At 64.2% G+C, this 12,415-nt stretch carries 13 protein-coding genes; all 13 read right to left on the bottom strand.

The features are described 5' to 3' along the window. Nucleotides 1-253: 253 nt before the first annotated feature. Entirely contained in the window at nt 254-1,165 is a 912-nt protein-coding gene (gene osmF / locus NKJ77_RS20470; RefSeq protein WP_023831606.1) for a glycine betaine ABC transporter substrate-binding protein OsmF, read from the bottom strand. A 178-nt stretch (nt 1,166-1,343) separates the two neighbouring features. Continuing rightward, complete coding sequence (locus NKJ77_RS20465) at nt 1,344-2,561, bottom strand: MFS transporter (RefSeq protein ID WP_023682389.1); 1,218 nt, start codon at nt 2,559-2,561, stop codon at nt 1,344-1,346. Further along, nucleotides 2,558-3,058: a transcription antitermination factor NusB gene (gene nusB / locus NKJ77_RS20460; protein WP_023682390.1), complete on the bottom strand. Its 501-nt coding sequence runs from the start codon at nt 3,056-3,058 to the stop codon at nt 2,558-2,560. The genes NKJ77_RS20465 and nusB overlap by 4 nt, the downstream gene beginning before the upstream one ends. Next, nucleotides 3,055-3,549, bottom strand: coding sequence for a 6,7-dimethyl-8-ribityllumazine synthase (gene ribH, locus NKJ77_RS20455; protein WP_023682391.1), 495 nt, complete (start codon nt 3,547-3,549; stop codon nt 3,055-3,057). Before ribH ends, nusB begins: the two co-directional genes overlap by 4 nt. A gap of 81 nt (nt 3,550-3,630) precedes the next feature. Further along, on the bottom strand, nt 3,631-3,741 hold the full coding sequence (locus tag NKJ77_RS32410) for a hypothetical protein (RefSeq protein ID WP_502904432.1): 111 nt from the start codon (nt 3,739-3,741) through the stop codon (nt 3,631-3,633). Nucleotides 3,742-3,791: 50 nt separating this feature from the next. After that, nucleotides 3,792-4,409, bottom strand: coding sequence for a riboflavin synthase (locus tag NKJ77_RS20450; RefSeq protein ID WP_023831605.1), 618 nt, complete (start codon nt 4,407-4,409; stop codon nt 3,792-3,794). A 1-nt stretch (nt 4,410) separates the two neighbouring features. Then, nucleotides 4,411-5,541 (bottom strand): bifunctional diaminohydroxyphosphoribosylaminopyrimidine deaminase/5-amino-6-(5-phosphoribosylamino)uracil reductase RibD, encoded by a 1,131-nt coding sequence (gene ribD, locus NKJ77_RS20445; protein ID WP_023831604.1) that lies wholly within the window; start codon nt 5,539-5,541, stop codon nt 4,411-4,413. Between the two features lie 2 nt (nt 5,542-5,543). Next, nucleotides 5,544-6,038 carry a transcriptional regulator NrdR gene (nrdR, locus tag NKJ77_RS20440; protein ID WP_023669351.1) on the bottom strand — a complete coding sequence of 165 codons (495 nt, stop codon included), beginning with the start codon at nt 6,036-6,038 and terminating at the stop codon, nt 5,544-5,546. A gap of 138 nt (nt 6,039-6,176) precedes the next feature. Continuing rightward, nucleotides 6,177-6,761, bottom strand: a complete 585-nt coding sequence (locus NKJ77_RS20435; RefSeq protein ID WP_023730852.1) for an invasion associated locus B family protein — start codon at nt 6,759-6,761, stop codon at nt 6,177-6,179. Nucleotides 6,762-6,841: 80 nt separating this feature from the next. Beyond that, nucleotides 6,842-8,155, bottom strand: a complete 1,314-nt coding sequence (gene glyA / locus NKJ77_RS20430) for a serine hydroxymethyltransferase (protein WP_023669349.1) — start codon at nt 8,153-8,155, stop codon at nt 6,842-6,844. 171 nt (nt 8,156-8,326) lie between these two features. Next, nucleotides 8,327-9,973 carry a Na+/H+ antiporter gene (locus NKJ77_RS20425; RefSeq protein ID WP_352535646.1) on the bottom strand — a complete coding sequence of 549 codons (1,647 nt, stop codon included), beginning with the start codon at nt 9,971-9,973 and terminating at the stop codon, nt 8,327-8,329. Between the two features lie 182 nt (nt 9,974-10,155). After that, nucleotides 10,156-11,409, bottom strand: coding sequence for a L,D-transpeptidase family protein (locus tag NKJ77_RS20420; protein ID WP_023708671.1), 1,254 nt, complete (start codon nt 11,407-11,409; stop codon nt 10,156-10,158). Between the two features lie 378 nt (nt 11,410-11,787). Further along, a complete protein-coding gene (ldtR, locus tag NKJ77_RS20415) occupies nt 11,788-12,303 on the bottom strand; it encodes a transcriptional regulator LdtR (RefSeq protein WP_023672997.1) in 516 nt (171 codons plus the stop codon). Between the last annotated feature and the right edge of the window lie 112 nt (nt 12,304-12,415).

Raw genomic sequence — 12,415 nt, 5'->3', positions numbered from 1 at the left:
CGACGCGAAATCCGATCTCCCCCCTTGCGGGGGAGATGGCCGGCAGGCCAGAGGGGGGTGTGAAGGATCGCCAGCTTTCGAGCGTCGGCTTGTTCAGAAGCAACCCTGTCGAGGCACGCACCTGCTACCGGTTGTGAGGTCGGCGGGACAGCACCCCCCTCTGTCCTGCCGGACATCTCCCCCGCAAGGGGGGAGATCAGCAGCTTCCAGAGAGGGGTGTCTCGCACCAGCGTCACGATCAGCTATGCGCTGACTACTTCAAAAACCCGTTCTTCTTCAAAAAGTCCTCGGCGACACCCTTGACCGGCTCGCCGCCGACCTGGACGCGGCCGTTGAGTTCCTGCAGCGTGACGAGGTCGAGCTTGGCGAACACCGGCTTCAACAGCGTCTCGATCTCCGGATGCTCTTTCAGCACCGCTTCGCGGATGATCGGCGCCGGCTGGTAGACCGGCTGCACGCCCTTGTCGTCGGCGAGCACGACCAGGCCGGACGGCGCGATGCCGCCGTCGGTGCCGTATACCATGGCGGCGTTGGCGCCGTTGGTCTGGTTGGCGGCAGCACCGATTGTCGCGGCGGTGTCGCCGCCCGAAAGCGTGATCAACTGCTCCGGCTTCAGCGTGAAGCCGTAAGTGGTCTGGAACGCCGGCAGGGCTGCCGCCGAATTGACGAACTCGGCCGACGCCGCCAAAACCACCGTGCCGCCGCCGGCGACGTATTTGCCGAAGTCGGTCAGGGTCGCCAGCTTGTTGGTCTCGGCAATCTCCTTGCGCAGCGCGATCGCCCAGGTGTTGTTGGCCGGTGACGGCGACAGCCAGACGATCTTGTTGGCGTCATAGTCGAGCTTCTTGGCGGTCTCATAGGCCTTGGCGGCATCCTTCCAGACCGGATCGTCGGCCTTCTCGAAGAAGAAAGCGGCATTGCCGGTGTACTCGGGATAGATGTCGATCTCGCCGGCAGTGATCGCCTTGCGTACCACCGGCGTGCCGCCGAGCTGGATGCGGTCGGTGGTCTTGATGTTGTTGGCGTTGAGCACAAGCTGGATGATGTTGCCGAGCACGCCGCCCTCGGTGTCGATCTTCGAGGAGACGACCACCTGGGCATTGGCGGAGGCGGCCGTGATGCCGAGCGCCAACGCCGCGCCGGCCAGAATCTTGACTGAAAACATTGTGAAAACCCCTTGCTTTGGACCGAAATGCGGTGGCCGCATATGAGCATGGCTTCAACGCCCCGTCGGGGCACACGGTTTCATAACAATGGGTACAGACGCAATAATTTTGTGCGGTCGCCGCGATTTCGGCCGCCGCCATGCTGACACGTCGTGCCAAGCCAAAGATAGAACCGGATCAGGCGCGGGCTTTGCGCGATCCGGTCAGTTTGAGCGCGCCAAGGGCGACGAAGCAGAGGGCGACGACCGGGAAAACCAGCCAGTTCAGCATCTCCCAGCCCCAGGCATTGTAGATGGCGCCCGACATTAGCGAGGCGAAGGCGACGGAGCCGAACAGGACGAAGTCGTGGAAGCCCTGCACCTTGCTCTTTTCGGACGGATGGTAGCTGTCGGCGACCATGGAGGTGGCGCCGATGAAGGCAAAATTCCAGCCGAGGCCAAGCAGGATCAGCGCCGTCCAGAACTGCCACAAATGCAGGCCGGACAATGCCACCGCGGCGCAGCCGATGAGCAGGACCAGGCCGGTGGCGACGATGCGTTCGGCGCCGAAGCGATGGATCAGCGATCCGGTGAAGAAGCTCGGCGCAAACATCGCCATCACATGCCAGGAAATGCCGAGCGTGGCGTCGTCTGTCGACAGGCCGCAGCCGACCATGGCCAGCGGCGCGCCGGTCATGACGAAACTCATCAGCGCATAGCTGCCGACGGCGCAAAACAGCGCCGCGACAAAACGCGGCCGGGTGACGATATCGGACAGCGGCCGGGCGTCGCTTGACGCGACTTCCGCGTGGCCGGGAGCCTTGGCCGGGATGCGCAGGAATGACAGGATGATGGCGCCGGCCGCCGCCAGAACCGGAATGGCCACGAACGAGCCGGCAAACATCACCGGCGCCAGCAATTCGCGGGTGAAGATGACGATCTGCGGCCCGAGGATCGCGGTGATGACGCCGCCGGCCAGCACGAAGGAAATGGCGCGCGCCTTGAATTCGGGCGGAGCATTATCGGCGGCGGCGAAGCGGAACTGCTGGACGAAGGCGCCGCCGACGCCGATCACCAGCAGGGCGAAAGCGAACAGCCAGAAGCTGGCGTGGAACAGTGCCAGCGTGGAGATGACGCCGCCAAGCGCGGTCACGATGGTGCCGGTCATGAAGCCGCCGCGCTGGCCGAGCCAGCGGATGATGGCCGCGGCCGGCAACGCGCCGAGCGCCACGCCGATGTTGAAGCCGGTGATTGGCGCCGTTGCCAGCGACTTATCGGGGCCAAGCAGATATTGCCCGGCCAGCCCGCCCATGGAAATGGCAATCGGCGCGGCCGAACCGATAATCGCCTGCGACGTCGCCAGGATGATCGCCGTGCGGCGCGCTTCCCTTGCTGCGCCGGGGACGGTGCCGGTCACAATGCGTCCTTGCCGCGCCCCTCGCCCCGCACCCGGCGCGACACACGGTCGAGCACGGCGTTGGTCAGCTTCGGCTCGTCTTCCTCGTAGAAGGCCTTGGCGATGTCGACATATTCCGAAACGATGACGGCCACCGGCACGTCGTCGCGCTTCATCAGTTCGTAGACGCCAGCGCGCAGGATGGCGCGCAACGTCGAATCGAGTCTGGACAGCGGCCAGTCTTCCGTCAGCGCCTGGCGTATGATCGGATCGATGGTCGTCTGGTTCTCGACGACGCCGGCCAGGATGGCGCGGAACCACTGCGCGTCGGCCTCCCGATAAAGCGCGCCGTCGACTTCCTTGCCGAGCCGGAACGCCTCGTATTCGGCGGTGATCTCGAAGACGCCGCTGCCGGCCACGTCCATCTGGTAAAGCGCCTGCACGGCGGCCAGACGGGCGGCGCCACGCTTGTTGGCGTGGCGTATCGCGGGCTGGCCGGGCGAAGCGGGTTCGCTCACGATTGCGCTCCCAGCTTCTCTTTGAGCGCGATCATGGTCAGCGCCGCGCGCGCGGCAAAGCCGCCCTTGTCACCCTCCGAGCGCTTGGCGCGCGTCCAGGCCTGCGCGTCGTTCTCGGTGGTCAGGATGCCGTTGCCGATCGCAATCGCTTCCTGGACCGAGAGATCCATCAGCGCGCGACTCGATTCATTGGCGACGATATCGAAATGATAAGTGTCGCCGCGGATGATGGTGCCGAGCGCGACAAAACCATCATAGTCCTTGCCGCCCTCGCCCATGCCGTCGAGCGCAAAAGTGATCACGGCTGGAATTTCCAGCGAACCGGGAACGGTGACGACGTCATAGGTCGCGCTAGCTTCGTCGAGCGCGCTCGTCGCGCCGTCGAGCAGTGCGTCGGCAAGATCGTCATGAAAGCGCGCCTCGATGATCAGAAGGTGGGCCTTCTTCTTCGGGCGAATGAACGCTTTGCCGTGTTGGGATGTGCCAGCCATAAATGTCTCCGGGGGTAGCCGGTGACTTAGGCCGAAGCCGGTTTGATCGCAAGCGGAAGATTGCTGGAGGCGAAGCCTGGCCTAGCGCGTCTTTGGGCTGGGCGTCGGTAGCGGCCACTCGCTGCAGAGGCTTTCAGCCCAGACGAGAACAGCTTCGTGATCCACTACACGACCCCCGTCTACATCGGACATTGCTTCGCGCGTAAGCCGCTTTTTCTGTTCGATTGTGAGTCTTGCGGCCATCAAAGCCCCTCTTTCGCCGCCTCGACTAGGCGCGCGGCGTAGCGGGCCATGGTGTCGATCTCGAGGTTGACCTTGTCGCCGACCTTGCGCTCGCCCCAAGTGGTCACGGTCAGCGAATGGTGGATCAGAAGCACGTCGAAACGGGTGCCCTCGACCTTGTTGACGGTAAGCGAGGTGCCATCAAGTGCGACCGAGCCTTTTGGCGCGATGAATCTCGCCAGTTCGCGCGGCGCCTCCAGCGTAAAGCGCACCGCATCGCCTTCATCCTTGCGCTCGATGATTTCGGCCATGCCGTCGACATGGCCCGACACGATGTGCCCGCCGAGTTCGTCGCCGATCTTCAGTGCCCGCTCGAGATTGACCTTGGTGCCTGATTTCCAGCCCGACGCCGTGGTCAGCCTGAGGGCCTCTTCCCAGGCTTCGACCTCGAACCAGCGTGCGTTGGACCCGCCATCTGGCAGCGCCGTCACCGTCAGGCAGACGCCGCCGCAGGAGATCGAGGCACCGATGGCGATCGTCGCGGGGTCATAGCCGGTGTCGATGCGCAGGCCGACGCCTTCGCTCAGCGGCTTGACGGCCGCGACGGTGCCGATATCGGTGACAATTCCAGTGAACATTTCAGATATCTCTCACCCATTCGGCATAGCTGTCTTCCCCGAAGCGTATCTCGCGCAACTTGCGGAAGCCTGCCGGGATATGGTTGGCGTCGATGGGCGACGCAATGCCGCCCTCGCCGATCGCTTCCGGTCCCTGGAACAGCACGATGCGGTCGACCAGTCCTTCGGCGAGGAAGGCGCTGGCTACCTTGGCGCCGCCTTCGACCAGAACGCTGGCCATGCCGAGCGCGCCGAGATCCTCGAGCAGCTCCGGCAAGGCAATGCCGCCTTCATGGGTTTCGGTGCCGATGAAGCGCACACCGGCACGCTCCAGCACCGACCGCCGCAGCGGGTCGGCCTCCAGGCTCGCGGCGATATAGAGCGGCACCCGGTCGATGCCGGAGACCAGCTTCGAGGCTTCGGGCAGCCTGATCTGGCGGTCGAGCACGATGCGCGCCGGCGAGCGGTTCTCCAGCCCCGGCAGCCGGACGGTGAGCGCCGGATCATCCTCCAGCGTCGTGCCGATGCCGACCAGTATGCCATCGGCTTCGGCGCGCATCAGATAGACTTCGCGGCGGGCGATATCGCCGGTGATCGCGACCTGGCCGGCGCCGTGCCTGCCGATCTTGCCGTCGCTGGAAAGCGCAAGCTTCAGAATCACTTCCGGGCGCTTTTTCAGGGACCGAATCAAATAGCCGGCCATCTGCTCGGCGGCTTCCTCGGCCAGCACCTTTTCGACCACTTCGATGCCGGCGGCGCGCAGGATGGCATAGCCTTTGCCGGAGACGCGCGGATCGGGATCGCTGGCGGCGCCGACGACCCGCGCCACTCCGGCATTGACCAGCGCGTTGGCGCAAGGCGGCGTGCGGCCATGGTGGGCGCAGGGCTCCAGCGTGACATAGGCGGTGGCACCGCGCGCCAACTCGCCGGCTTCAGCCAGCGCTTCGGTCTCGGCATGCGGCCGGCCGCCAACAGCGGTGACGCCGGTGCCGACGATCATCGGGCCGGCGCCATCGTCGCGAACGATGATGGTGCCGACCGAAGGGTTGGTCGAGGTGCGGCCGGCATTTCTGCGCGAGAGCCTCAGCGCTGCGGCCATGAAGCGGCGATCGAGGGCCTGCTGATCGGCCTTCCCTGACGTTTGGCTTGCCATGCTCAGCCGGCGTCCTCTTCGCTCTTCAGCTCGTCGCCTTTGAGTTCGTCACCTTTGAGCTCACCCAGCACATCGTGAAAATCCTTGGCCTCACGGAAATTGCGATAGACAGAGGCGAAGCGGACATAGGCGACGTCGTCGAGCGACTTCAGCGCTTCCATCACGAGCCGGCCGACCTCGCCCGAGGCGATTTCCGTCTCGCCGGAGCTTTCGAGCTGGCGCACGATGCCGGTGACGGCGCGGTCGATGCGCTCGGGATCGACATTGCGCTTGCGCACCGCGATCTCCACCGAACGCAAGAGCTTGTCGCGGTCGAACGGCACCTTTCTGCCGGACTTCTTGACCACCACGAGGTCCCGCAACTGGACGCGCTCGAAAGTGGTGAAACGGCCACCGCAATCGGGGCAAACGCGCCGCCGGCGGATCGCGGCGCCATCCTCGGCGGGGCGCGAATCCTTCACCTGCGTATCTTCGGACTGGCAATAGGGACAGCGCATGGAGAGCCTTCGGGTTGGCGATTCTGGCGGAACGATAGGCTTAGAGGTTTTTGCCGGGACGGCAAAGGTTCGGCAACGGCCGCTCGCGCCCTCAGAGATAGCGAGGCGGGAGGAAAATTGCCAGCCGCGCCAGATATGTCAGGGGGCGACGTCCTTGGTCGGGAAGCCGCAGGACGTTCCGAGGTTGCGGTAGGCCTTGGTGAAGCCATCCATCGGGATGCTGGCGACAGCCTGCTTGCCGAACGTCACATCGAGCGAGATGACCTGGCGCATGGCCCGCAACAAAGCGAGACTGGTCTTGGCCTGGTTGTCGACGGTCCAGCTCGGGCGGCCGGCATCATTGGAATAGACGGTCGCGGAAACCTTGACGCCGGGGTCACCGAAGGTCGCGGCGATCTTCTTGCCGGTCGGCAGCTCCTTGTTGGCGATCGTGAACATGATCGCGGGATAGGCATCGGGCGGCAGCGCGTCGCCGGTCGAGATCGAAAGCGTCAGCGTGCCGGCATTGCCGCCGCCATCGACAAAGGCCGTGGAGGCAGCGCAGGTCTTGCGGGAATCCTGGCCGGTGTCGAGCGCATCGATGATGGTGGTCCACCTGCCAAAGGTGTTTGTGGCGGGGATATCCGTGCCCGGCTGCGTCTGCTCCTGGGCGATCGCGCCCGACACGGCGACAGCGGCAAGCGAGCCGAGGGAGGCCAGAACGGCAGGATGGAACATGCGCATCGTCAAATCTCCAACAGGCCGCGCCGCCCGGACAGCAAGCGGCGCAGAGCGCGGGATAAAAGACGAAGCGCCGCTGGCGGTCAACCGAGATAGGGATAGAGCGGGAAACGATCGGTCAGCGCCACGACCTTTGCCTTCACCGCCGCCTCGACCGCCGCATTGCCTTCGTCGGAATTGGCGACCTTCAGCCCGTCCAGCACTTCGGCGATCAGCTTGCCGATCTCGCGGAACTCGGCCTGGCCGAAGCCGCGCGTGGTGCCGGCCGGCGTGCCCAGACGCACGCCAGAGGTGACGAAAGGCTTTTCCGGATCGAACGGGATGCCGTTCTTGTTGCAGGTGATGTTGGCGCGGCCGAGCGCTGCCTCGGCGCGCTTGCCGGTGGCGTTCTTGGGCCTGAGATCGACCAGCATCAGATGGTTGTCGGTGCCGCCGGAGACGATGTCGAGGCCGGTTTCCTTGAGGCTCGACGCCAGCGCCTTGGCGTTGGCGGCGACGCTCTCGGCATAGAGCTTGAAGCTCGGCTTCAGCGCCTCGCCGAAGGCAACCGCCTTGGCGGCGATGACATGCATCAGCGGGCCGCCCTGCAGGCCGGGGAAAACCGCCGAGTTCATCTTCTTGGCGATGTCCTCGTCATTGCACAGGATCATGCCGCCGCGCGGGCCTCGCAACGATTTGTGCGTGGTCGTGGTCACGACATGGGCGTGCGGCAGCGGTGACGGATGCACGCCGCCGGCAACCAGGCCGGCGATATGGGCCATGTCGACCATCAGATAGGCGCCGACCGCATCGGCAATCTCGCGAAAGCGCTTCCAGTCCCAGATGCGCGAATAGGCGGTGCCGCCGGCCAGGATCAGCTTCGGCTTGGTCTCATGCGCGGTCTTTTCGATCGCGTCCATGTCGAGCAGATGGTCGTCCTTGCGCACGCCATAGGAAACGACCTTGAACCATTTGCCGCTCATATTGACGGGCGAGCCGTGCGTCAGGTGGCCGCCGGAGTTCAGGTCGAGGCCCATGAAGGTATCGCCCGGCTGCAGCAGCGCCAGGAAGACCGCCTGGTTCATCTGGCTGCCGGAATTCGGCTGGACATTGGCGAAGTTGCAGCCGAACAGCTTTTTGGCGCGCTCGATAGCGAGTTCCTCGGCGACGTCGACGAACTGGCAGCCGCCATAATAGCGCTTGCCCGGATAACCCTCGGCGTATTTGTTGGTCATGATCGAGCCCTGCGCCTCGAGCACGGCGCGCGAAACGATGTTTTCCGAGGCGATCAGCTCGATCTCGTGACGCTGGCGGCCAAGCTCGTTGCGGATCGAGCCGAAGATCTCCGGATCGGCATCTTCCAGCGTGGTTTCGAAGAAGGATTCGAATTTGTTCGACGCTGCCGCTGCAGTTGCCATGGCCTGAAATCCTTCGGTTCGGGGCATTTATCTATGCATATCGTTGCCCCGAAACCGCTGCACGGTTCCGGGCGACATGCATTGCCGCGCCATTAACACAGTTGTTTTCGCCTCGCCACGTTTGCAGCGCGAAATTTGCTGGCCGGATTGCGCCAGAGCGGCCCTGAACCGCTATTTTCGCTCCTGCCGCCCCTGCAGCAAGGCTTCGGTGAGCGTGATCTCGGTAAACAGCGCCTGCGCCGTATGGTCGTTGATCGCGCCGCTGCTTAACATGTCGCACACGGCGATGCGCTCGGCCTCGATGCCGGCAAGCCGCATTTCGAGCTCCAGCCGCCCGGCTTCGCGGGCCTCCGCCCGGGCGTCGTCGGCCTCGTCCGAGGTGGCGATGCGGCGCCGGTAGCCGACGACGATGTTTTCGGCGGCGGCAAGCCTGGCGCCGGGGACCTCGCCCTGGTCGTCGTCGCTGGCGCCCGCCATGCTTTCGACGCGGGCGATGGCCGCCTTGGCGGCGCCGATGCGGGCGAGACGCTCCTCGATGGCGCGGCCATCCTCGCCCGGCTCGACCAGCCCGCGCGCTATCTTCGGCAGCGCCACGCTGGCGATGGCGAGCGAACAGATGATGACGCCGGCGGCGAGGAAGATCACCAGGTCGCGCGCGGGAAAAGGCGAGCCGTCCGGCATCGCAAGCGGGAGCGACAGGATGCCGGCCAGCGTGATCGCGCCGCGCACGCCCGCCACCGAGCCGGCAAGCCGCACACGCATCCCGAACGGCTCGGCCTTGCGCTTTCCCCATTTTGCCTTGAGGCCTGCCGCGATGTCGCCGACCCAGATCCAGAGGAAGCGCAGCGCGATCAGGCACAGCGTCAGCGCTATCACCGTCGCGACCGGCTGGATGATCGGGTAATGGCCGGTCAGTTCAGGCGGCACGCGGCGAATGATTTCGGGAAGCTGCATGCCGAGCACGATGAACAGCGCGCCATTGTAGACGAAGGACAAGGTCGTCCACAGCGAGATCGTCTGCATGCGCGCCGAGACGCCGAGGAAGCGGAAGACGCCGGAGCTGCCGGTCAAAAGCCCGGCGGTGACCGCCGCCAGAATGCCTGAGGCATGCAGATGTTCGGCGACGAGATAGGCATGAAGGGCAGCAGGACCATGACCAGAACCTGCGCCTCGGCCGGAACGCCGCCGATGCGATTCAGAAGCTGCAGCAGCCTGGCGGCGATGAACAACGCGGCGATGCCGGCCAGGGATGCCGATGGCGACGGCATAAACGAAGCTCAGCGATGCATCGGCGAAGGAAAAGCTGCCGGTCACGGCGGCGGCGACGGCGAAGCGGAACATGACCAGGCCCGAGGCGTCGTTGAGCAGCGCCTCGCCTTCCAGAATATGCATCAGCCGCGCCGGCACCAGGCTTCTGTCGACGATCGAGGACACCGCCACGGCGTCGGTCGGGGACAGCACGGCGGCGAGCGCGAAGGCGACGACCAGCGGGATGCTCGGCACCAACCAGTGCAAGGCATAACCGAAGCCGACAATGGTAAAGAAGACCAGCCCGATGGCCAGATCGAGGATCGGTCCGCGCAGCGCGATCAGCTCGCGTTTGGGCGCTCCATAGGCATCGCCGAACAAAAGCGGCGGGATGAACACCAGCAGGAAGAGTTCGGGGTCGATCTCGACATGGATGCCCTTCACCGGCCATGCGAGCGCGGCGCCGATGGCAATCTGCAGCACCGGCAGCGGCACCCGAACCAACCGCACCAGTGCGCCGGAAAGAGCGACGAAGACCAGCACGGCGAGGATGAAGATTGCGACCTGCATGGCGCGATTCCGGCTGTTTTGAGGACCATGCGCAATTGCCGTTAGTCCGTCCAGATGGGCCTGCGGCGCAACGTCCGGCAGTGTTCATGGCCTGCATGGCTGGCGGCCACCAGTCTTCTTCTGTTGGGATGTCGAACGGAAAAGGCCGCCTCACGGCGGCCTTTCATAAACAATTCAGGCACCTAGAGCGAAGAGGTGATCTGCAGTTCGCTGGCGCCATCGAGCGCGTAGACGTCGTCGCGGAACTGCACGACGCCCGGACCCGTCGACCAGGCCGACACATAGAGGAAGTGGACCGGAACCGGGTTGACGACCTGCACCGGCGTGTTCTCGCCGGTCTTGATGGTCGCCTCGAAATGCTGGCGGTCCCAGCCGGGTGTGTCGCGCAGGATCCATGTGACGAGGTCGCGCACGTTCTGGACACGCACGCAGCCCGAGGAATCGAAGCGCATCATCTTGCCGAACAGGCTTTGCTGCGGCGTATCGTGCATGTAGACGCCGTCGGGGCTGGGGAAGTTGATCTTCACCGAGGCCATGGCGTTGCCGGAACCCGGATCCTGGCGGAAGCGGTATTTTGCGGCATCATCCGTCGACCAGTCGACAGTCATCGGATCGACTTCGCTGCCATCAGGCGCAAACAGCCGGATGTGGCTGTCCTTGAGATAGTCGGGGTTCTTCCGCATCAGCGGAATGATGTCCTTGCGCACGATCGAGACCGGCGCGTTCCAGTAAGGATTGACGATGATCTCGTTGATCTTGGAATTGACCACCGGGGTCTGGCGGTCGATCTTGCCGACGATTGCGGTGTGGCGCAGCACGACGCGATCGTTCTCGACCGCCTCGATCTGTGCCGCCGGGATATCGACCAGCACATAACGGCTGCCCAGCGTGCCGGCCTTTTCGCGCAGGCGCTCCAGGTTGGTCTGCAACTGACCGAGGCGGATCTGCGCCGAAACGTTCATCGCGGCGTAGGTGTATTTGCCCATGGCGCCGTCGGCCGGCAGGCCATGGCGCGCCTGGAAGCGCTTGACCGCGGCGTCGACGTAGGAATCGAACGATGTCGAAATGCCGGCGCTCTGCGCCAGGTCGCCCGAAACCATCAGCCGCTTGCGCAGCGGCACCACGTCCGGATCGTCGACGCCAAGCTGCAGCTTCTTGGTCGCCGGCACCTCGCCCCAGCCGCCCTGGGCGACGATGTTCTGATACTGCGCCACCGCCTGTTCGGTGAAGGCGACCGTCTGCAGGCTGAAGATCGGCAGCGTCGAGGCGACCTTGCCGCCCTCCGAGGCGCGGGCATCGAACTGGTCGTCCCAATTGCCGCGGCCCGATGATTTCAGGATATCGTCGATCACATCCTGCGCGCTGGCGGCATTGGCAACCATGGCAACGGCGAGCGCGGAAGCTCCGGAAAGGAAAAGGCGGCGGCTGGTTCTCATGGACGTTCCAGACATTCTTGTCGTGTTTGGCTTCTAGCGTTTGGCTGTTGCAGCGTTCGGCTACGTGCTCGATCTTGGGCGATATCGCCCGCACTCTAAAGTTGGCACTGTTAACAATTAGCCAACCATGACCTGCATCACTGAGCCGTGAAAAGCGGACCGCGATGCGACATTACAGGCGCGCGAACAGCTTTCGCCGCCGCATCACCCGCATCCCCGCTTCCACCGCGAATATGGCGGCAACGTGGCTTACGCCGAATTTGGAAGCGCCGGCGGCTCGAAAAGAAAAGGCCGGTGCTTTTCGGCACCGGCCTGTTGGCTGAGACTTTCCTCCGGCCGCGCTTCTTCCGGCGCAGCTGCTATTCAATGGCCCGCTGATTACATCCGGTAGGCGATGGTGTCGTTCCAGAAGCGGTCGAGGCGCTGCAGCGCGCGGTTCATCTGCTTGAACTCTTCGCTGTTGATGCCGCCGACCTGTTCGATCGAGCCGACATGGCGCTCATAGAGACCGGCGACGACTTCCGCCACTTCATTGCCCTTCGGCGTCAGCGAAACGCGGACCGAACGGCGGTCGATGCGCGAGCGCTGGTGGTTGATGAAGCCGAGATCGACCAGCTTCTTCAGATTGTAGGAGACGTTCGAGCCGAGATAGTAGCCACGCGAGCGCAGCTCGCCGGCGGTCAGTTCGGAATTGCCGATATTGAACAGAAGCAGCGCCTGGATGGCATTGATGTCGGAACGGCCGTTGCGGTCGAACTCGTCCTTGATCACGTCAAGCAGACGGCGATGCAGACGCTCCACCAGCTGCAGCGATTCCATGTAAAGCGAACGGATAGCCTCGCGGCGATCGTCGGATACGTTGGCGGTCTTCGCCGCCGGACGCGAATTGATCATTGTCTTTGCCTCTCGTTTGTCGCCCTGGTGATTTTTTGTTTTTCACCTTGATTGCGACACTATCGAATACTCATAAAATTCGACTTAAACGCTAGGGCTAACAAGAGCTTAC

Source organism: Mesorhizobium sp. M0052, assembly GCF_040323255.1.
Lineage (GTDB): Bacteria > Pseudomonadota > Alphaproteobacteria > Rhizobiales > Rhizobiaceae > Mesorhizobium.
The sequence above is the reverse complement of the archived record's forward strand: the minus strand, read 5'-3'. Positions and strand labels throughout refer to the sequence as shown.